Genomic DNA, 20,922 nt, shown 5'->3' on the forward strand with positions numbered 1-20,922 from the left:
GCGTGATTCACACATTGACGGTACCGGGGTGCTGTCGGGTGGGGCGGCCGCCGAGCAGGCCTTCCTGGTCGGGCAGGCGTTCGCCGATTTGCAGGCCGTCGTCATCGATGTGGTATTGGCGCAGTTCATCGGAGTGCGCGCTGGACCGCACCTTGACCACGGCCATGATGCGCAGCAGGCGGCTTTGCACTTCGATGTAGCGCTGCACAATGATCGCGTCGGTGAGGAACGCCGTGCCGTAGGGGCTGAAGCGCAGGTCGGTGTAGCGGTCTTCCAGCTCGGAGGTCATCAACACGCTGACGCCCGCGCCGGTAAGGGCGGTGACCATGCGTGACAGCGACTCGCGAAAATCATCGCGAAAGGTCGGTGCCAAGGCCAGTTCGAAGCCAGACAGCGAGTCGATCACCACGCGGGTAGCCTTCAGGCGGGTGATTTCATTGAGCAGCAAATGCACCACTTCATCGATCGACAGATCTGGCGCGCGGCTATCCACCAGGCCCACTTGATCGTTTTCAATCAGTTGCGCGAGCACTGCGTTTTGCAGGTGGTTGGGACGCTGTTCAAATGCCGCGATCACGCCGGTTTCGCCGTTGCGCGCGCCCTCGGCAAGGAACGACGAGGCGAGGATGCTTTTGCCGGAGCCGGAAGGGCCGGCCACCAGCAACGAATAACCCCGGGGCAGGCCGCCGCCGAGCATTTCATCCAGGCGCGGTACACCCATTTTCAGGCGCGGCAATAACGGCGTCAGTGCTGCCGGAGCGTTCGCTGCTGCAGGTGGGAACACCTTGATGCCTGACGTCGCGATGCGGAAGGTGTGCAGCCCCGGCAATGTCGGTTGGCCGCGCATCTTCATGATTTCCATTTTGCGCACCATGGAGTTGCGCTGCACGCTCTGGCGCAGCCAGATCAAGCCATCGGCCACGGTGAAAATCGGGTTGGTGTCGGTTTCGGTGAAGTACTCGCCGATCAGGAAGGTGGTGGCCTGCCAGGTGGTCATCAACATGCCCAGTTGCTGGACGAACTGCGGCAGGTTGTTGTTGGGGTTGTCCTGGGTCTGGCTGGCCAGCACCACCGAGCGGAACGAGTCGACAAACACCAGTGCCGGGGCATGGGTTTCCACCGCGACGACGATGCGCCGCAGTACTTCATCAAGGTCACCGGCCAGGGTGTCGTCGGCCAGGTTGATATAGCGGATCGAGTGATTAATGGCCTCGCTGTCGAAAAAATCGAACTGCTGCTGGTAGCGCAGCATCTTCAGCGGTGGCTCACCCAGTACGGTGAAAAACAGTGCCGGGCGTTCCGGGGTGGCCAGGGCGAACATCATCTGGTGGGCCAGGGTGGTCTTGCCGCAACCCGGAGGGCCAGCGATCAGGTTGAACGAAAACTCCGGCAAACCTCCGCCAAGCACCTCGTCCAGGCCTGGCACGCCGGTGGCCAGGCGGTTGATTGTCACTTTGCTGCTCATGGCGAAGTATCCTGCGCAGGGTTGCCGCTCAAAGAGTTTTCCCACACGGCGCGCAGCAAGCGTGCGGTGAGCGAGGGCCCGATCAGTGTGGTCAGCAACTCATAGAGTGTCTTGAGCAGCGTTTCGCCAAAAAACAGGCTGTCGGCTTCGCTTTGCTCAAGCAGTAGGGTTTTGAGGGCGGTCATGTCGCCGGCGGGCAGGCTGTCAAAGCTGCCGGCCAGACGCGGATGGCCGGCGGCGCACAACAGCAGGCTGCGCCGGTACAGGGCGGCAACGCCGTGCTGGCCGATAATCGGGGTGAGGGCGCTGTCGATGTCCTGCAGCGTGGCAATAATTGCATCAGTTGCCCGTGACGGGCCGGAATTACCGCCCATCCGCTGCGCCAGAGAGGCGACTATCTGGCTACTCTCTTCGCTTTCCGGGGGCATGGCTGACTGATTGTGGTTGAATGCAGCCTTGATGGTACACCTTCTATACGGGCATAGAGATTCATTTGCCCGTGTGCTGGCATAACGTTCAATTGGCTTGGTTTGGATGCTCGACATGAGGCCCGCCGATGCTAGGCTTGCGACCTTTTAGCCCGGAATAAAGCGCCAATGAATCGCGATGCACTTGAGCACAATCAGATACCGATCTACTTCTGTGTGGTGATCGTCGCGGTTGTTGCCGGGCTTCTGGCGCCTTCATTTGCGCAGGGATTGAGTGCGTGGGTCACGCCGGCCATTGCGGTGTTGATGTACGCAATGTTCCTGCAAATTCCTTTTCTGGAGTTGCGCCAGGGCCTGAGTAACAAGGGCTTCATGGCCGCGTTGCTGTTGGCCAACTTCATCCTGATCCCGCTGCTGGTGTGGGCGTTGACCCGTGGCCTGGTGGATCACCCGGCGATTCTGATCGGCGCGTTACTGGTGCTGCTGACGCCATGCATCGACTACGTGGTGGTGTTCACCCACATCGGCAAGGGCGACTCGCGGTTGATGCTGGCCGCGACCCCGATCTTGTTGCTGCTCCAGCTGCTGCTGTTGCCGGTGTACCTGGGGTTGATCCTGGGCGCGCAGTCGCAGGTGGTGGTGGCGGTGGGGCCGTTTGTCGAGGCGTTCCTGCTGCTGATCGTTGCACCGATGATTCTGGCGGTGCTGACGACTTCCTTGTCCCGGCGATCAGGCCTTGTCAGCGCCTGGAATGATGCGTGGGCCTGGCTGCCTGTGCCGGCCATGGCGCTGGTGCTGATGGTGGTGATCGGTTCGCAGATTACCGCTGTAGTCCGCGATATCGGCCTGCTGGCGCCGGTGATCCCGGCGTATATCGGCTTCCTGTTACTGGCCCCGCTGATGGGGGCATTGGCTTCGCGACTGTTCAAACTACCGGCGACCACCGCGCGGGCGGTCACCTTCAGCGCGTCCACACGCAATTCTCTGGTGGTACTGCCGCTGGCGCTGGCATTGCCTGAAGACATCCGCGGGCTTGCCGCCGCCGCGGTGATCACGCAAACCCTGGTGGAATTGGTGGGAGAGCTGCTCTACATCCGGCTGATGCCGCTGCTGATCTGGCCCGCTCGTCGTTAGGCTGATGAATGTTTGATTCCGTTCAGGGGGCATTCAGCGTGGGGTTCGGCAACATGGACCGGTTTACACCACCTGACAGGCTGAATAATGGATCAACACAATCGCTTTCGAATGGAATCGCTGGGCATTTTCCTTATCGCCTTGCTGCTGTTTACCCTGGGCATCTGGGACCAGCAGCCGCAAGGCTTCGACGGCCGCTGGGCCGTGTTCATGCAAGAGATGTTTCGCCACGGCGCGAGCCTGTTTCCTACCACCTACGGTGAGCCGTACCCGGACTACCCGGGCACCGCGACCTACCTCAGTTACCTCTTTGCCCGCTTGTTCGGCGCCCCCAACGACCTGGCCAACGTGATGCCCACCGCCCTGGCGTCTGCCGGGGTCATGGCGCTGATCTACCGCTTGCTGGTGCCGTCGGGCCGGGCGTGGGCGCTGCTGACGGTGCTGCTCACCGCATTGACCGCGCAATTGCTGGAGAAGTCGCGCTCGGTGTGCCTGGACCAGATGATCTCGTTGCTGTGCCTGGGCTGTTTCTACCTGCTGCATACCGGCGAGCGCCTGGGCTCGCTGTTACGCCAATACGCGATCTTTCCGTTGTTCGTGGTGGCGTTTGCCATTCGCGGGCCGCTGGGGCTGATCGAGGTGTGTGGGGTGGCCTGCGTCTACTGGGCGCTGGGCACGGCTCGTACGCGGGAAGAGCGGATTTCGTTGCTGAAAAAGGTGATAGCCCACGGCGTGGTCGGCTTGGTCCTGCTGGCCGGCTGTTGGTGGGTATTGCTGAAGCTGGCGCGGATCAGCGGCGGGGATGCCTTCGTCGATGATGTGCTGCGGATGCAATTCGCCGGGCGCCTCGACGAGACCGGCGAGCCGTTTTACTTCTACTTCAAGTTGAGCCTGTACCGCTATTTCCCGGTGGTGCCGCTGGCGCTGGCGACAATGATTGCCCTGCGCCACAAATGGTCGTCGCGTAACGACGATACCGACGTGCAACTGATGCTGCGCCTGGCTGCCTGCGGGCTGATGATTTTGCTGGGCTTGTCCATCCCGCACTTCAAGCGCGCCTATTACATCGTGCCCATGGTGCCGATGTTTGCCGCAGTGGCCGCCTATGGGTTGCTCCAGGCCCAAAGCTGGCTGCTCGGGGTGCGTCGTGGCTATGAGTGGCTGGTGGCTGTGTTGCCGGTGCTGGGCATCGTGGTGGTGTTCGTCTGTCGGCTCCTGTGGCACAAACACGGTTACTGGCCCGAGGTTTCAGTGCCGGCGTTGGTGGGTGTGCTGATTGTGTTGCAACTGGCTGCCGTGATTGCCTGGCGCCGGTTGCAGGGCAGTCTCGGCCAGCGCCTGGTGGTGCTCAGCCTGATTGCGCTGGCGACCCAATGGCTGGTGCTGGTGAAGGTGGTGGAGCCGGCGAAGGACCTGCAATTCGACACCAAGAACTTTGTTGGCGCGGTGGAGAAGCTGCGTGCCGATACGCCGGGGACCCTGGTGTTTGTGGATCTCGCCAAAGACACCTGGGCGATTCGCTACATCATGAACCTGGATCACGACGAGAAGCCGTTGTTCATTGGGCGCAACGAACCGTTGCTCGTGGACACGCTGCCGCGCCCCGCCTGGGTGATTGTGGAGCGCAAGCAAACCGCATTGCTGAGCGGCACGCCGCTGGAGCATATGGCGCCGGTGTTCAATGGGCGGTTGAATGACAATCCACTGCTGGTGTTCCTGCTGAAGTAACTCAGTTGCCGTATTCATCGTGGAGGTGCGTCCATGTGTAGGCGGGCGTGACGATGTCTGGCAGTGCGGTGGTCATGGCGGGGTCCTCGTTCCTTATTGCTGAATTGCTCGGGCTGAGGCGCTATGTCAGGCCGTCTATGTCGTCTATGCGTAGGGATTCTCCAACTGCTCCGGTATGAAGCCTTCTTCGCGAAGTGATTTGATGACGCCTCTTATCAAATAATTGTTTGAGAAGCCGATGGTGTATTGCCGCGCGCCAGGGCTAATGGGCAGTAGCATGCCTTGGTCGACTAATTTCTTTATTTGGTAGGTTCTCTGTGCCGCGGAAAGTTTTGGCAACGCCTTGGCGATATCACCTGACTTGACCACCTTCAACTGGATTGCGGTAGTCAGGATTTTCTCCTCAGACGGCGTAATCCAGCCTCGCTCTTTTGCCATCGCGACAGTGGGTGCCAAAACGTGTTGGGTCAGGTAGCGGTAGTCAGTCAGCCTGTTTACCTTTTCCAGCTCATCTCTAATGCCACCCAGAACATAAATGCACCAGGCTTCAAGGCTTTCTTTGGTGCCTGTGTCGGCGGTCGACAGCATTGAGTAATACCTTTCCCGATCAATACAAAAAACCGCAGTAGGGTTAAGTACTCGACCTTCAGTACTGACATTGAAGCCGTACTTCATCAGCAGCGCATAGGTGAGAAGGCGTACCACTCGGCCGTTTCCGTTGCCGAACGGGTGAACCCAGCCGAATCGATGATGGGCGAGTGCAACCTTCATCAGGTCATATTTGGGTGGGTCTTTTTTATTGATGAAGGCGACCAGCTCTTGCATGTATCCAGGCACCATTACTGCGTCAGGCGGCAGATGCTGTGACTGAGCGATACGGACCCCGCCTTCACGGTAAGCGCCGGGCGTGCGGTCTCCCTCGCGCTGCAGGTCATGAACTGTCATTGAGTGAAGCTCACGGATAGCGAACTCGGTGAGCTCCGTGCCCCCTTCCATGACGCTTTCAATGTATTCCATGGCTTTTTCGATGTTCGCGATTTCGCGCAACTGGTCGGTTGCCTGCGCCGTTCCTTCAACCTTGCTTTCGATATAATCGGCCAAGGTCGTGTGGTTGCCTTCGATTCGTGCGGACCCCAGGCTTTCCAGCGTATGGAAAAGCTCTTTCAGCTGGAAGAAAACGGCAGGCGGTGTGTCCCCACCCAATTGCAGGCGCCGCAGGTGTTCCAGTTCGCTCAATACGTCAACCAGACCCGAATCGAACGACGGGTTCAAAAGCTCGAGATCGTGGTGAAGAAACTCGGCCATGGAAGAATTATCTCGGATGAGTTGAGGAGGTATCTCGAATAGTAGGTGCTTTGGTGCCTATGGATTGGGCACTTGGTACCTAATTAGGAACCACACTATCTCAAAAGCGCCATTGAGATAAGTAGGATTGTCCGTGACTGGAAGTGGAAAACTCTCTGCACCGTGTCGTACGGGTCCGGTCTGGAGACGCTTTTGGAAGCGCACAGCAGATGAAAGTGAGCGACCACAAATCCCAGACAACAAAAAACCCGCACTAGGCGGGTTTCTTGTGTGTTTCAGATGACGTTTGCACCACCTGAAACTAATTAGTGGTGCCCAGAGACGGAATCGAACCGCCGACACGGGGATTTTCAATCCCCTGCTCTACCGACTGAGCTATCTGGGCAACGGGGCGCATTAAACTGGTTTTTCAGGGGGTCGTCAAGCAAGTTTTCAAAAAATATTTAATTATTACCGTCGCTTACGGGCCAACCCCCACATTTGATCAATTATTCAGCAGGTGGAACGTAGCCGTCGGCCTTGGCGTAATCTTCGCCGGAAAAGAACTTGTCCATCTCGCCCTGAAGGTATTTACGGTCTTCGGCGTTCATCATGTTCAGGCGTTTTTCGTTGATCAGCAGGGTCTGGTGCTTTTGCCAGTCGGCCCAGGCTTTGGCGGAGACGTTGTCGAAGATGTCCTGGCCCTTGGCGCCAGGGAACGGGGCGCGTTCCAGGGCGGGCAATTCTTCGTGGTACTTGCGGCAGATGATGGTGCGGGTCATGACGGAACTCCTGCGTTCAATACTTCAGCCGCGCGCTTCAGCAGTTTCTTTACCGGGGCGGCAAGGCCCAGGCGCGGCGGGGTGGCGAGGTTATACCAGAGCCAGTCAGCCTCGGCCACGTGGTGGGCAGACTCCTGGACCTGGACCAGCCAGGGTTCGATAGCCAGTTGGAAGTGGCTGAAGGTGTGAATCAGGCTCGGCAGTTCCTGGTGCTTGCCCAGCGCCAGCGAGTGCTGGTTGGCCAGGTGTTCCAGGTCTGCCAGGTCATTCAGCTCCGGCAAGCTCCACAAGCCGCCCCACAGGCCTGTGGAAGGGCGGCGGTAAAGCAGAATCGCGCCCTCGCCATTGGCCAGCAACGGCATCAGCGTGCGCTTCTGGGGCACGGTCTTGCGCGGTTTGGGGATCGGGTAGCGGGTTTCCAGGCCGAGCATGTGGGCTTCGCAGCCCTTTTCCAGCGGGCACAGCAGGCAACTGGGTTTGCTGCGGGTGCAGAGGGTGGCCCCCATGTCCATCATCGCCTGGGTGTAGGCGTTGACGCGGTCGTGGGGCGTAAAGCGCTCTGCGGTGGCCCACAGCTGTTTGGCGACCTTCGGCTCGCCCGGGTAACCCTCTTGCGCGGTAAAGCGCGCCAGCACACGTTTGACGTTGCCGTCGAGGATCGGCGCCCGCAGGCCCATGCTCAGGCTGGCAATCGCGCCCGCGGTGGACAGGCCGATGCCCGGCAGTTCGGTGAGCTTTTCGACGTCACGGGGAAACTCGCCGCCGTATTCGGCAACGACGATCTTCGCGGTCTTTTGCAGGTTGCGCGCCCGGGTGTAGTAACCCAGCCCGGTCCACAGGTGCAGCACCTCGTCTTCCGGTGCGGCGGCCAGGGCTTCGACCGTTGGCAATGACGCCATGAACCGGTCGAAGTAGTTCAGCACGGTGCTGACCTGGGTCTGCTGCAACATGATCTCCGAGACCCACACCCGGTAAGGCGTGATGCCCTGTTGCCAGGGCAGGTCATGGCGACCGTGGCGGTCGTACCAGTCGAGCACCGCCGTTGAAAACTGCTCGTTTCTCATCGTTTGAACAGGCCTTTCAAAGCGTCTTTCAACTGTGGATTCACCTTGTCGAGCTTCTGTTCAAGCTTCTCGCTGAGCTTGTTGCCCGCCGCCTTGATCGCGACCTGGCTCAAGCCGTCCTTGTCCAGGCGGCACGCCTTGGCGCCCAGTTCCAGCGGGCCACGGCAGCGCAGCGGGACTTCGATGTTCTGGAAGTTGGAGCCCACTTGGCAAGCCGGGTCCGGCACTTCGCGCTGGTCACCTTCGACGATGATACCAACGCGGTAGTCCATGCCCAGTACGCGCAGGTCGACGTCACCGTCGCCGTTGACGGTCAGGCCCGGGATGCGCACTTTCAGGTCGGGGTTGCTGGCCACGCCGTTGCGGAAGGTCAGGTTGCCTTTGAGCTCCTGGAACGGGGTGTCCTTGCCGCGTTGGTCGCCGCTGAGGGTTTTGCGGTTGAGCAGGGCGATACCGGTGCACAGCTGTTGCTCAAGGTTGGCGTTGAGCAGCACGCCATTGTTGATCGCGAAGCTGGCAGTGCCGTTGAGGCTGTCGATCAGGGCTTTCTGGCTATTGCCGCGGCCATTGAGGTTGCTGTCGAGGGTGAGCTGGCCTTTCACCGGCGGGTTCTGCCCCTGGGCTTGCAGGATGCGTTCGATCGGCACTTGCTTGATGCGGGTTTGCAGCGCCAGCAGCGGGATGTCCTGGCGCACGTCAAGGTTGCCGTTGGCCTGGAAGGTGCCGTTGTAGAGGCCGCCGCTCAGGGTGTCGAGCTTGAGCTGGCCATCGAGGCCGGAGGCTTTCAGGGCGGCGTTCTGGATCGGCAAATGGCTCAGGGTGAGCTGGCCGAAGGACAGGTCGGCATTCACGTCCAGGGTGCGCAGGCGGGTCAGTGGCAGCAACTTGTCGTTGCTCCACGCGGCCTTGGTCGGAGCGTCCGGCAGCGGTGTGGTGCCGCCGGCCGCCATGGCGCCGGCTTCGCTGTTCTGTACTTCAGCCTGGCGCGCGGCTGCGGCGCCTTTGGCGGCTTCGGACTTGGCCGGCAAGTAGTTGTCGGCGTTGAAGGTGTCGGCCTTGAGCTGCACTCGCAGGGACTGCTTGGCGAAATCATCCACGGCCACGCGCCCGGTAAAGGTGCTGTCGTCGAGTTTCAGGTTGAGGTCTTCAAGCGCCAGGCTGGTCGGCGTGCCCTTGAGGCGGCTGACCAGTTCGACCTTGCTCAGGCTGCCGGCAGCCATCGGCGGTAGTGGATTGCCGACGCTGTCGAGGAACTTGGCCAGGTCAAACTGGGCAATCGACAGGGCGCCACTGAGTTGCGGGGTCTTGTCCAGGTCGTTGGCCTTCAGCTCGCCCAGGGCGCGCAGTTGGTTCAGCGACAGCTTCATGTTGGTCCATTCGGCAATGTTGGCGGACTGGTCCAGCAGCAATTGGCCTTGGGTCGAAAAGCTCACAGTCTTGCCTTGCAACGGCTCGCCGGTGGCTTCACCGGTGATTTTCATGTCTTCGAACTGGTAGCGCTTGAGGGCCCGCTGAATCCGCAAGTTGCCGTTGACCTCGGTCTTGACGCGCATCAGCGGCTGGTTGGTGCCGAAGAATGCGGTGAGTTTCACCGGGATGCTTGCACCTTCGTGCACGGCGCCGGCGCTCAACTGGATGCTTTCGGCGCTGAACTGCTTGCCGGTCTGCTCGTCGTTGTATTCGACGCGGGCGTTGTTGATGGTCAGGCTGTCGATGTCCAGGCGGATCGGCTGCGGCGGCTTTTCAGGCTTGGGCGGCGTGGCCGCTTCAGTGACGGCGGGCGCTGTGGCGGGAGTGCCCGCGTCGGGCACGTTCTTGCCGATGTCTTCCCAGTTGCCGTGGCCATGCACGTCTTTGTTCAGGCGCAGGTTCAAGCCTTCGACACGCACATCGCTCATCTGCACTTCACGGCGCAGCAGCGGCAGGACGCGCACCGACAAGCCGAGCATCTGCAGATCGGCAAACGGTTGGGTCGGATTGGTCAGGGTCGCAACGCTGGCCTCGTGCAATTCAAGACCGAGCCAGGGGAACAGGCTCCACCCGATGTCGCCATTGAGCGTCAGCTCGATGTGGGCCTTGTCGCGGGCAATCTGGCGAATCTCGTCTTTGTAGTCGTTGGGATCGAAGAGATGGGTCAGGGCAAAGCCTAGAGCCACAATGATCAGCAACAGCCCGAGAAGTACCAGACCCAGGATTTTGCCGAACGCTTTCATGGGCGAGTCCTTGTATGTCGATTTTAAAATTTAGCCGCAGAGTATAACGCTCGTAGCCCTATGGCTGTTTAGGGATCGTTACATGGCGTCAAACAAATCAGATAACTCCAGAAAGGTGATATCAGTTTGGTTTTTCTGTCATCCACAGATGCTAATCTGCACATGTTCGTCTGCCGTCTGCGACTAAACGTCGCGTTAAAAGGAGCTTTACTCAACAAAACGGCCACGCCTTGCGTGTAAGGCCGAGGGAGAGAGCGCCCGACGGACACATACTAATAACTGGGGGAAACACCAATGAGCACTAGCACTGCGGCGGGTCATACTGCTGCACAGCCTGCGGTCCTGTCCAAGGAACGCATTATCGCCAAGCCCGGGTTCAACCGTTGGCTGGTACCACCGGCCGCCCTGGCCATCCACCTGTGTATCGGCATGGCCTACGGCTTCTCGGTGTTCTGGTTGCCGTTGTCCAAGGCGCTGGGTATCACCGCACCGGTCGCCTGTGCGCCGGACATGAGCTTTATCAGCCAGGTCTTCTCGTCTCAATGCGACTGGCCCATCTCCATGCTGGGCTGGATCTACACCCTGTTCTTCATCTTCCTGGGTTGCTCGGCAGCGATCTGGGGCGGTTGGCTGGAACATGCCGGGCCACGTAAAGCCGGTGTCGTGTCGGCCTTGTGCTGGTGCGGCGGCCTGCTGATCTCTGCGCTGGGGATCTATACCCACCAGATCTGGCTGATGTGGATCGGCTCCGGGGTCATCGGCGGTATCGGCCTGGGCCTGGGCTATATCTCGCCGGTCTCGACCCTGATCAAGTGGTTCCCGGACAAGCGCGGCATGGCCACCGGCATGGCGATCATGGGCTTCGGCGGCGGCGCGATGGTTGGCGCCCCGTTGGCAGCTGCCCTGATGGGCCACTTCGCCTCGCCAACCAGCGTTGGCGTGTGGCAGAGCTTCGTGGTCATGGCCGTGATCTACTTCGTGTTCATGATCGGCGGCGCCTTGTCCTACCGCGTTCCGCCCACCGGCTGGAAGCCTGAGGGCTGGACTGCCCCGGCGAAAAAAGCCAGCAACGCGATGATCACCCACCGTCACGTGCACGTGAACGTGGCCTGGAAAACCCCGCAATTTCGCCTGGTGTGGCTGGTGCTGTGCCTGAACGTATCGGCCGGTATCGGCATCCTCGGCATGGCTTCGCCGCTGCTGCAGGAAGTGTTCGGCGGCAAGTTGCTGGGTAACGGCCTGACGTTTGGCCAACTGGATGCCGGTCAACTGGCTTCCATCGCGGCTATCGCAGCCGGCTTTACCGGGCTGTTGAGCCTGTTCAACATCGGTGGCCGGTTCTTCTGGGCGTCGTTCTCCGACTACCTGGGCCGTAAAAACACCTACTTCGTGTTCTTCGCATTGGGCTTTGCCCTGTACGCGTTGATTCCTAACCTGGGTCACCTGGGCAACGTCGCGCTGTTCGTGGCTGCGTTCTGCATCATCCTGTCGATGTACGGCGGTGGTTTTGCGACCGTCCCGGCTTACCTGGCAGACCTGTTCGGTACGCAAATGGTGGGCGCAATCCACGGTCGTCTGCTGACGGCGTGGGCAGCGGCGGGCGTATTGGGCCCGGTGCTGGTGAACTACCTGCGTGAGTACCAGTTGAGCATCGGCGTTGAACGCGCTGCGGCCTACGACATCACCTTGTACATCCTCGCCGGCCTGCTGGTGCTGGGCTTTATCTGCAACCTGCTGGTACGGCCGGTGGCAGACAAGTACTTCATGACCGACGCGGAACTGGCTGCCGAACAGGCGCTGGGCCACGATAAGGGCGCCGATTCCAGCACCGTGCTGGAATGGAAAGCCTCCTCCGGCAGCGTGCCATTGGCGGTTGCCGCCTGGCTGGTGGTGGGTATTCCGTTGGCGTGGGGCGTGTGGGTCACCCTGCAGAAAACCGCAGTACTGTTCCACTAACACCGCGTAAACCTTGTGGGAGCGGGCTTGTGTGGGAGCGGCTTGCTCGCGAAGGCGATGGATCAGTCAGCACATGTATTGGCAGACCCACCGCATTCGCGAGCAAGCCCGCTCCCACACAAAGCTGCTCCCACACTTGTACTGACATGTCTATCCTCGACACTCCATCAGTCTTATCCCCTCCGATGTTTCTGTTTAGCGCCCGCGCCCCTATAATGGCTACCTTTTTCGCCCAATGATTTTGCGGAGCTGGTGATGGCCGAACGTAAGGCGTCCGTCGAGCGCGACACTCTGGAAACCCAGATCAAAGCCTCGATTAACCTGGATGGCACCGGAAAGGCCCGATTTGATATCGGTGTACCTTTTCTTGAGCACATGCTGGACCAGATCGCCCGTCACGGGCTGATCGACCTGGATATCGTCAGCAAGGGCGACCTGCATATCGACGACCACCACACGGTGGAAGACGTCGGTATCACGTTGGGCCAGGCTTTTGCCAAAGCCATCGGCGACAAGAAAGGCATCCGTCGCTACGGCCACGCCTATGTCCCGCTGGATGAAGCGCTGTCGCGTGTGGTCATCGACTTCTCCGGCCGTCCAGGCCTGCAGATGCACGTGCCCTACACCCGCGCCACCGTGGGCGGCTTCGACGTTGACCTGTTCCAGGAATTCTTCCAGGGCTTCGTCAACCACGCGCTGGTCAGCCTGCACATCGACAACCTGCGTGGCACCAACACTCACCACCAGATCGAGACCGTGTTCAAGGCCTTCGGTCGCGCCCTGCGCATGGCCGTAGAGCTGGATGACCGCATGGCCGGGCAAATGCCGTCGACCAAGGGCGTCCTGTAATGCAGACGGTCGCGGTTATCGATTACGGCATGGGTAACCTGCACTCGGTGGCCAAGGCCCTTGAGCACGTAGGCGCCGGCAAGGTACTGATCACCAGCGATGCCGACGTGATTCGCGAAGCCGACCGGGTGGTTTTCCCAGGGGTTGGCGCGATTCGCGACTGCATGGCCGAGATTCGCCGCCTTGGCTTCGACAGCCTGGTACGTGAAGTCAGCCAGGACCGGCCGTTCCTCGGCATCTGCGTGGGCATGCAAGCCTTGCTCGACAGCAGTGAAGAGAACGCCGGCGTCGACTGCATCGGCCTGTTCCCGGGCCAGGTGAAGTTTTTCGGCAAGGACCTGCACGAAGACGGCGAACACCTGAAGGTCCCGCACATGGGCTGGAACGAAGTGCGCCAGACCGTGGATCACCCGCTGTGGCACAACGTGCCGGACCTGGCGCGTTTCTACTTCGTGCACAGCTACTACATCGCCGCCGGTAACCCGCGCCAGGTGGTGGGTGGCGGTCACTATGGCGTCGACTTCGCCGCGGCCCTGGCCGACGGCTCGCGCTTTGCCGTGCAGTTCCACCCGGAGAAGAGCCACACCCATGGCCTGCAATTGCTGCAGAACTTCGCCGCCTGGGACGGGCGCTGGTAATGGCCAAGAAGGTCAAGCCGCCGATCTTGAACCTCACTCCCCAGCAGGAGAGTGAGGCCACCGACAAGATCAAGCGTTTCATGGAAGACCGCTTCGAGCTCAAGCTCGGCTCGTTCGAGGTCGCAGAAATCCTCGAACTGTTCACCACTGAAATTGCTCCGCACTATTACAACAGGGCGATTTTCGATGTGCAGACGCACCTTAAAGAAAGGTTCGAAAGCATCGAAAGCGACTTGTGGGCGCTCGAGAAACCCTGATTTCCCGAGCAACGCTGAATATCGAATAAGGTTTGCCAGATGCTGATTATTCCCGCTATCGATCTCAAGGACGGCGCCTGCGTACGTCTGCGCCAGGGCCGCATGGAAGATTCCACGGTGTTCTCCGATGACCCGGTGAGCATGGCTGCAAAGTGGGTGGAAGGCGGCTGCCGTCGTCTGCATCTGGTGGACTTGAACGGTGCCTTCGAAGGCCAGCCGGTCAACGGCGAAGTGGTGACGGCGATCGCCAAGCGCTACCCGAACCTGCCGATCCAGATCGGCGGCGGTATACGCTCCCTGGAAACCATCGAGCACTACGTGAAAGCGGGCGTGAGCTACGTGATCATCGGCACCAAGGCCGTGAAAGATCCAGCTTTCGTTGCTGAAGCCTGCCGCGAGTTCCCGGGCAAGGTGATCGTGGGTCTGGATGCTAAAGACGGTTTCGTCGCCACCGACGGCTGGGCTGAAATCAGCACCATCCAGGTGATCGACCTAGCCAAGCAGTTTGAAGCCGACGGCGTCTCCGCCATCGTTTATACCGACATCGCCAAAGACGGCATGATGCAGGGCTGCAACGTACCGTTCACCGCTGCGCTGGCCGCTGCTACCAAGATTCCGGTGATCGCGTCCGGCGGTATCCACAACCTGGGCGACATCAAGTCGCTGCTGGACGCGAAGGCACCTGGGATCATCGGCGCCATCACCGGCCGGGCGATCTATGAAGGCACCCTGGACGTCGCTGAAGCCCAGGCTTACTGCGACGCCTATAAAGGCTGAGGACTGACCATGGCGCTGGCCAAACGCATCATCCCTTGCCTGGACGTCGACAACGGTCGCGTGGTCAAGGGCGTCAAGTTCGAGAACATCCGTGACGCCGGCGACCCGGTGGAAATCGCCCGTCGCTACGACGAGCAGGGCGCCGACGAGATTACCTTTCTCGACATCACCGCCAGCGTCGACGGTCGCGACACCACGCTGCACACCGTCGAGCGCATGGCCAGCCAGGTGTTTATCCCGCTGACCGTGGGCGGTGGCGTGCGTACCGTGCAGGACATTCGCAACCTTTTGAATGCCGGCGCGGACAAGGTCTCGATCAACACCGCCGCCGTGTTCAACCCGGAATTTGTCGGCGAAGCCGCGCAGCACTTCGGCTCCCAATGTATCGTCGTCGCCATCGACGCCAAGAAAGTCTCCGGCCCGGGCGAAACTCCGCGCTGGGAGATTTTCACCCACGGCGGGCGCAAGCCTACCGGGTTGGATGCCGTGGAGTGGGCGATGAAGATGGAAGCCCTGGGCGCCGGTGAAATCCTGCTGACCAGCATGGACCAGGACGGCATGAAAAACGGCTTCGACCTGGGCGTGACCCGTGCCATCAGCGACGCGCTGGGCATCCCGGTAATCGCTTCCGGCGGCGTCGGCAACCTGCAGCACCTGGCTGACGGCGTGATCGAAGGCCATGCCAGTGCAGTGTTGGCGGCGAGTATTTTCCACTTTGGCGAATACACCGTTCCCGAGGCCAAGGCCTACATGGCGGCACGCGGTATCGTCGTTCGCTAAACGTCACTGGACACCATGGCAGGCTCGCGGCACTCTCTGGGCTTGCCATGGATTCCGGTAACTTTCATGTTCAGAGACCTGCTGCTCGCCCTCGCCAGTACCACCGTTCTATTGACGGGTTCGGCCCACGCCGATGAGCCGTCCGACGGCACTTCCCTGGTGCTGCTGACGGAAAACTTCCCGCCCTACAACATGGCGAAAAACGGCAAGAATTTCGCCAAGGAAGAGAACGTCGAAGGCATTGCCGTGGACATCGTCCGCGAGACCTTCAAGCGTGCCGGCATCTCCTACAACCTGACCCTGCGCTTCCCTTGGGAGCGAATCTACAAACTCGCCCTGGAAAAACCCGGCTACGGCGTGTTCGTGATGGCACGCCTGCCGGACCGTGAGGCGCTGTTCAAATGGGTCGGCCCCATCGGCCCGGACGATTGGGTGCTGTTGGCCAAGGCCGACAGCAAGATCCAGCTGACCGACCTTGAGCACGCCCGGCGCTACAAGATCGGCGCCTACAAGGGTGATGCCATCGCCGAGAGCCTGGAAAAACAGGGCCTGAAGCCGGTGATCGTGCTGCGGGACCAGGACAACGCGCAAAAATTGCTCGATGGCCAGATCGACCTGTGGGCCACCGGCGACCCGGCGGGCCGTTACCTGGCACGCCAGGTCGGGGTGACCGGGCTCAAGACCGTGCTGCGTTTCAACAGTGCCGAGCTGTACCTGGCGCTGAACAGGAACGTGCCGGACGAGACGGTGGCCAAGCTTCAGGCAGCCCTGGATCAGTTACGGCAGGAGGGTGTCGTCGATGAAATCATGGGGCGTTATCTCTAAGTTGTTTTCTGTCAAAGGGGCTACCTCCTCCCGCACCACTAAGGCGGGGATCGCTGCCTGGGATTGCAGGAACTCGCTGAAGTAGACGTTATCCCCGTTGACATAACTGAGGGTCTCCCCCAGTTGGCTTCCGTCCGCCCTCAGCAATTTGTATTCACTCCTGACCAAGTAGGCCCCGACAGATTGATTCGCGGGAACATAAGCAATCAGGTCCAGCACGCTCGTCTGGCCCCAGCCTTTGGCCGATAAACCCGTGTGTGTGAAGTCAGGGCTTAGCCTGGCGCTGGCGCTCAGCGGGTGCCGGGGTAACCATTCAGCCACTAGATTGACGCCGGTCAAGGACCGCAGGCCTACCGAATGGGTATCGACCTCCCCCTTGGCAACAGCCCAACTGAAGGTCTTGCTGGTGAGTGTGGGGTTTTGCCCGGTGACCACCAAGGTGTACTGGTCCTTTCTTTGCAACCTGTAGATCGGGCAGTTCTGCAGTTGTTCGAGAGGTATCAACTCAGGGTCTCTCACGGTAAACCAAGGCAGTTCGCACACATGAGTGCCATCGTTCTCATGAAAAGGCGTCAGGTTTTCGGGGTCCATGACGGTCGGAAGTGGCGGTAAGGGTTGGGCGTGCAGTGTGAGGTCCAGGCGCAGGGCATGCACCGAGGACTGTCCGGTTGGCTTGGCAAAGCCCTCGATGCCCGTGAAGGTGCCGGGTGCCAGGTAGGCTTCCCCAGGAAGCGATTGTGGCGTGGAAATTCCCCAGGCACTGAAATCCCGGTCAGCGCCGCTGCCCTTGTCGCTCCAGATCAATTGGTCAATGTAGGCGCGAGTCGTCAGGTCTTCTCTGACGCAGCGAATGGTATTGCGCGGTGGTTTTTCATTGCCGACACCGCACACCAGACCCAGCGCTACATACCCTTCGGGAGCTATCGGTCGCCAGATTGAGACAGCGGTGCGGTGCCTTGGCCCTGAATGCTCCCAAACTCTCTCGAAGTCGTCGGGCGCCCGCAAGGCGGTGCCATTCTCCCGGTCAACTTCGCTGACGACGGCGACGATTTTCAGTTGATTGATGTTGTGGTAACCCGCCACTGCGACATCGCCCAATGAGATGAAGCCGCCCAAGGCGTCGGAGGACGTACTCGGGCGCCAGAAGGTGACAGGCTTTTCGGCGCGGGTGCCTTTGTCATTCCACACCGGAACAAACTCGGTGGTGAAATTGATAAGCAGGTCTTTGTATTGCAGTGAGTTCATGAGGAGGCTCTCCAGTTGATCCAGGGATCCACTATCGGTGAGCCTGCCGGGTGATGGGCAGTAGCTATGTAGCGCTAGCGATAGGTGCCGTTTTTACCGTGGCCGGCCATGGCCTGGTTACTGCGCACGCTGATCATCAACTTGATATCGATCCACTCCACGCCCTGGGACTTGAGCTTGGGCAGTTCACGCTCCAGCACCGCCAGCGTTTGTGGATAAGGATGGCCGATCATTACCGCAGAACCCTGTTTGTGGGCCAGCTTGATCGCGGTCTGCAACTGAGTGGTGATGGCCGCTTCGGTGCGTTCGTCATCGAGGAACACGTCCCGCGAGACGCTGGCCAAACCAATCTTCTGCGCCTCGGCGGCGGCGACGGTTTTAGCGCTGGTGCGGCTGTCGACGAAGAACTTGTGGCGCCGTTGCAACTCACCCATCAACCAGGCCATCGCCTCCGGCTGGGCGGTCATGCGGCTGCCCATGTGGTTGTTGATACCGGCGGTGTAGGGCACCGCCTTGAAAGCTGCGTCCAGGCGTTTGCCCAGCTCTTCGATGGGTAGCTCGGGGTGCCAGGCAAACGGGCCGGTGGCCGGGTCCATGGGCATGTGCAGGATGACGATCTTGCCCACCTTATGGGCTTCGCGGGCGAATTCGGCGGCGTGGGGTGTGTCGGGCATGATCGCCGTGGTCACCGGGCCGGGCAGGGCGAGCACGCGACGATCCCGGGGCAGGTTTTGCCCAAGGTCGTCGATGATCAGGGTCAGGTAGGCTTTGTGTTCAGCGGGGGCTGCACTGGCGGGGTTGCCGTGGGCAACTCCCGCCAGACAGCACAGCAACGCGATGATCAGTCCACAACGCATATCAACGGCTGCGCGTAATGCTCAAGCCCTTGAGCAGGCTCAGCGCCTGGGCCAGTTGATAATCGTCGTCCTGCGGCATCGGCTTGGCTTTCGAGCCGCTGCCGGTTGGCTGGTCGGCGCCGCCATTGCCATTGCCCAGGTGGCCCTGCAAGTCAGCTTCCTTGTAGAACTCGCTGTCGACTTCGTTGGTGATCTTGGCCTTGCGCACTTCGATGTCCGGCACGATGCCCTGTGCCTGGATCGAGCGACCATTCGGCGTGTAGTACAGCGCCGTGGTGATCTTCAGGGCGCGCTCGTTGTTCAGCGGCAGCACGGTTTGCACCGAGCCTTTGCCGAAGCTGGTGGTGCCCATCAGCACACCGCGTTTCTGGTCTTGCAGGGCGCCGGCGACGATTTCCGAAGCCGAGGCGCTGCCGCCGTTGATCAGCACAACCATCGGCACGCCTTCGCTGAGGTCGTTGCCGGTGGCCGAGAAGCGCAGTTCGGAGTTGGCGATACGGCCCTTGGTGTAGACAATCAGGCCCTTGGTGATGAAGTGGTCGACCACTTCCACCGCCGCCTGCAACACGCCGCCCGGGTTGTTGCGCAGGTCGAGCACAATGCCGCTGAGTTTCTTGCCGTTGTCTTTACGCAGCTTGGCCAAAGCCTTGGCGACTTCGTCGCCGGTCTTGACCTGGAACTGGGTGATACGAATGTAGCCGTAGCCCGACTCCAGCAGTTGGGCCTTCACGCTCTTGACCGTAATGGTGGCGCGCGCCAGCGTCACGTCAAACGGGTTGCCGCCGTCTCGTACCAGGGTCAGGGTGATTTTCTGGCCGAGCTTGCCGCGCATCTTGTCGACGGCTTCGGTCATGGTCTGGCCGCGGGTCGGCTGGCCGTTGATCTTGACGATCAGGTCGCCCGCCTGGATCCCGGCCTTGGAAGCTGGCGTGTCATCGATCGGCGAGACCACTTTGATCTGGCCGTCTTCGGCGCCGACTTCAATGCCCAGGCCACCGAATTCACCACTGGTGCTTTCCTGCAGCTCGGCGAAATCTTCCGGGCCCAGGTAGGCGGAGTGCGGGTCAAGGTTGCTGAGCATGCCCTTAATGGCATTTTCCAGCAGGATCTTGTCGTCTACAGGTTCGACATAGGCCGCCTTGATCCGGTCCATGACCTCGGCGAAGGTGCGCAACTCGTCCAGCGGCAGCGGGGCCTTGGTGGTCGCGGCCGTGGCTGACTGGGCGGTCTGGTCGGCGAATGCCAAAGGCGCGCCGATCACCAGGGCGATCGTCAGGGCCAGCGATGTGAGGCGGGACAAATGCAGCATGTCGAACGAACTCCTAATGTAGATGCGACCCTTATCCTTGGGTACGGCACCATTGTGCCGGGTCGCTCGGGCGGCCCTGCTGACGAATAGCGAAGTACAGCGCCGGAGTGTCCTGGCCACCACTGTTACCGACAGTGGAGATGGATTCACCGGCTTTTACAACATCACCTGCCGCTTTAAGCAAAGTTTGATTGTGGCCGTAAAGGCTCAAATAGCCATTACCGTGGTCAAGAATCACCAACAAACCTGCGCCACGCAGCCAATCGGCGAACACCACGCGGCCGCCGTGAATGGCGTGGACCTGGGTGCCGGCACCGGCACTGATCATCACACCGTCCCACTTGGCGCGGGTGTCATCGCCACGGGTTTCACCAAAGCGTGCCAGTAATCGACCATCAACTGGCCATGGAAGTTTGCCCCGGGCTGAAGCAAAAGGTCCGCCAAACGACTCACCGGAGCTGGAAACCAGCGGGCCAGGCGCTGCACGCGCCGGTTTACGCGGGGCCGGGGCATCAGTGGCAACTGCCTCGGCGGCCTCACGCTCGCGCTTTTTTTCGGCTTCCTGCTGGGCCAGCAGCGCTTTTTGCCGCGCTTGCTCTGCCTCACGGGCCTGCCGCGCCAGGGTTTCCTCGATGGTTTTCAGGACTTTGCCCAGGTCGGCCTGGTCCTGCTCGCGGGCCTGGAGCTTGGCGTCACGGGCCTTTACGTCGTCATTCAGCTTGGCCAGCGCTTGCTGGCGTTCCTTGCGAACCTTGTCCAGCTCGTCGCGCTGGCTGTCGAGGGCGGTTTTCTGGTCGAGCAACTGCGATTGCTGGTTAGCAATTTCTGTTTCGACGTTGGCCAACTGGCGCAGGGTCTCGTTGAAGCTTTTCAGTTGCTCCAGGCGGGCCTTGCTCAGGTAGTCGTAATAGGTGAGGGTGCGGGCGAATTTTTCCGGGTTCTGCTGGTTGAGCAGCAGCTTGAGGTATTCCTGGCGGCCGTTCTGGTAGGCGGCGCGGGCCTGGATCGCGATCAGGCGTTGCTGTTCAACGCGGGCGCTCTGGAGTTTTTTTTTCTCAGCGTCGAGTCGCTCCAGTTCCGACTCGCTCTTCTTTAATTCTTTTTGCAGCTCCTGGACCTGCTTCTCCAGCTTGCCCATCTCGGTTTCCGTGCCGCGCAGGTCTTTCTGCACACCGGATTTCTCTTCCTGGAGCTTGCCGAGCAGCTTCTTGAGCTCGGTAATGTCCTGACGCGTAGCGTCCAACTGTTGTTGGGTTTGTGCGCGCTCATCGGCAAACGCCGGTTGAAGCAGGCAGACAAGAGCAAGGGTAATCAAGGCGCGAAGCATAGAG

At 60.5% G+C, this 20,922-nt stretch carries 19 protein-coding genes and 1 tRNA gene; 9 read left to right on the plus strand and 11 right to left on the minus strand.

The window, feature by feature from the left end; genetic code table 11:
• Nucleotides 1-7 precede the first annotated feature (7 nt).
• The gene (locus ACA046_RS01795; RefSeq protein WP_459025472.1) at nt 8-1,465 is read right to left on the minus strand and encodes an ATPase domain-containing protein; all 1,458 of its coding nucleotides are present in this window, start codon (nt 1,463-1,465) and stop codon (nt 8-10) included.
• Entirely contained in the window at nt 1,462-2,010 is a 549-nt protein-coding gene (locus ACA046_RS01800) for a hypothetical protein (RefSeq protein ID WP_459025474.1), read from the minus strand. The genes ACA046_RS01795 and ACA046_RS01800 overlap by 4 nt, the downstream gene beginning before the upstream one ends.
• A gap of 51 nt (nt 2,011-2,061) precedes the next feature.
• Between ACA046_RS01800 and ACA046_RS01805 the strand changes: the two genes are divergently transcribed.
• On the plus strand, nt 2,062-3,027 hold the full coding sequence (locus tag ACA046_RS01805; protein WP_497675810.1) for an arsenic resistance protein: 966 nt from the start codon (nt 2,062-2,064) through the stop codon (nt 3,025-3,027).
• Nucleotides 3,028-3,114: 87 nt separating this feature from the next.
• On the plus strand, nt 3,115-4,755 hold the full coding sequence (locus ACA046_RS01810; protein ID WP_497675811.1) for an ArnT family glycosyltransferase: 1,641 nt from the start codon (nt 3,115-3,117) through the stop codon (nt 4,753-4,755).
• Nucleotides 4,756-4,899: 144 nt separating this feature from the next.
• Here the strand turns inward: ACA046_RS01810 and ACA046_RS01815 are convergent, their stop codons facing one another.
• The 5 genes from ACA046_RS01815 to ACA046_RS01835 form a co-directional block, all read right to left on the minus strand.
• On the minus strand, nt 4,900-6,060 hold the full coding sequence (locus ACA046_RS01815) for a Fic family protein (RefSeq protein ID WP_497675812.1): 1,161 nt from the start codon (nt 6,058-6,060) through the stop codon (nt 4,900-4,902).
• 309 nt (nt 6,061-6,369) lie between these two features.
• Nucleotides 6,370-6,445 (minus strand) — tRNA-Phe (locus ACA046_RS01820).
• A gap of 103 nt (nt 6,446-6,548) precedes the next feature.
• Nucleotides 6,549-6,821, minus strand: coding sequence for an oxidative damage protection protein (locus ACA046_RS01825; protein WP_010169058.1), 273 nt, complete (start codon nt 6,819-6,821; stop codon nt 6,549-6,551).
• Nucleotides 6,818-7,885, minus strand: coding sequence for an A/G-specific adenine glycosylase (gene mutY / locus ACA046_RS01830; protein WP_497675813.1), 1,068 nt, complete (start codon nt 7,883-7,885; stop codon nt 6,818-6,820). The genes ACA046_RS01825 and mutY overlap by 4 nt, the downstream gene beginning before the upstream one ends.
• Complete coding sequence (locus tag ACA046_RS01835; RefSeq protein ID WP_459025483.1) at nt 7,882-10,098, minus strand: AsmA family protein; 2,217 nt, start codon at nt 10,096-10,098, stop codon at nt 7,882-7,884. Before ACA046_RS01835 ends, mutY begins: the two co-directional genes overlap by 4 nt.
• 294 nt (nt 10,099-10,392) lie before the next feature.
• On the opposite strand from ACA046_RS01835, the gene ACA046_RS01840 reads away from it, so the two are divergent.
• The 7 genes from ACA046_RS01840 to ACA046_RS01870 all read left to right on the plus strand — a co-directional run bounded on the left by ACA046_RS01840 (nt 10,393) and on the right by ACA046_RS01870 (nt 16,180).
• The gene (locus ACA046_RS01840) at nt 10,393-12,054 is read left to right on the plus strand and encodes an OFA family MFS transporter (RefSeq protein WP_497675814.1); all 1,662 of its coding nucleotides are present in this window, start codon (nt 10,393-10,395) and stop codon (nt 12,052-12,054) included.
• Nucleotides 12,055-12,309: 255 nt separating this feature from the next.
• Nucleotides 12,310-12,903 (plus strand): imidazoleglycerol-phosphate dehydratase HisB, encoded by a 594-nt coding sequence (gene hisB, locus ACA046_RS01845; protein WP_003218037.1) that lies wholly within the window; start codon nt 12,310-12,312, stop codon nt 12,901-12,903.
• Entirely contained in the window at nt 12,903-13,541 is a 639-nt protein-coding gene (gene hisH / locus ACA046_RS01850; RefSeq protein WP_017478168.1) for an imidazole glycerol phosphate synthase subunit HisH, read from the plus strand. The genes hisB and hisH overlap by 1 nt, the downstream gene beginning before the upstream one ends.
• On the plus strand, nt 13,541-13,798 hold the full coding sequence (locus ACA046_RS01855; RefSeq protein ID WP_003218033.1) for a DUF2164 domain-containing protein: 258 nt from the start codon (nt 13,541-13,543) through the stop codon (nt 13,796-13,798). The genes hisH and ACA046_RS01855 overlap by 1 nt, the downstream gene beginning before the upstream one ends.
• A gap of 39 nt (nt 13,799-13,837) precedes the next feature.
• Nucleotides 13,838-14,575 carry a 1-(5-phosphoribosyl)-5-[(5-phosphoribosylamino)methylideneamino]imidazole-4-carboxamide isomerase gene (gene hisA / locus ACA046_RS01860; protein ID WP_497675815.1) on the plus strand — a complete coding sequence of 246 codons (738 nt, stop codon included), beginning with the start codon at nt 13,838-13,840 and terminating at the stop codon, nt 14,573-14,575.
• A gap of 9 nt (nt 14,576-14,584) precedes the next feature.
• On the plus strand, nt 14,585-15,355 hold the full coding sequence (gene hisF / locus ACA046_RS01865; RefSeq protein ID WP_017138643.1) for an imidazole glycerol phosphate synthase subunit HisF: 771 nt from the start codon (nt 14,585-14,587) through the stop codon (nt 15,353-15,355).
• Between the two features lie 66 nt (nt 15,356-15,421).
• A complete protein-coding gene (locus ACA046_RS01870) occupies nt 15,422-16,180 on the plus strand; it encodes a substrate-binding periplasmic protein (protein WP_497675816.1) in 759 nt (252 codons plus the stop codon).
• Here ACA046_RS01870 and ACA046_RS01875 read toward each other — a convergent pair.
• From ACA046_RS01875 to ACA046_RS01890, 4 genes are all read right to left on the minus strand, one after another.
• Nucleotides 16,133-17,425 carry a Vps62-related protein gene (locus tag ACA046_RS01875; protein ID WP_459025489.1) on the minus strand — a complete coding sequence of 431 codons (1,293 nt, stop codon included), beginning with the start codon at nt 17,423-17,425 and terminating at the stop codon, nt 16,133-16,135. The two genes, ACA046_RS01870 and ACA046_RS01875, sit on opposite strands and share 48 nt — an antisense overlap.
• A gap of 74 nt (nt 17,426-17,499) precedes the next feature.
• Nucleotides 17,500-18,282: a divergent polysaccharide deacetylase family protein gene (locus ACA046_RS01880; protein ID WP_497675817.1), complete on the minus strand. Its 783-nt coding sequence runs from the start codon at nt 18,280-18,282 to the stop codon at nt 17,500-17,502.
• A gap of 1 nt (nt 18,283) precedes the next feature.
• Nucleotides 18,284-19,591, minus strand: coding sequence for a S41 family peptidase (locus ACA046_RS01885; protein WP_497675818.1), 1,308 nt, complete (start codon nt 19,589-19,591; stop codon nt 18,284-18,286).
• Between the two features lie 31 nt (nt 19,592-19,622).
• Complete coding sequence (locus ACA046_RS01890; RefSeq protein WP_076018131.1) at nt 19,623-20,918, minus strand: murein hydrolase activator EnvC family protein; 1,296 nt, start codon at nt 20,916-20,918, stop codon at nt 19,623-19,625.
• Nucleotides 20,919-20,922 lie beyond the last annotated feature (4 nt).

It is taken from the genome of Pseudomonas sp. LBUM1641, from assembly GCF_059716235.1.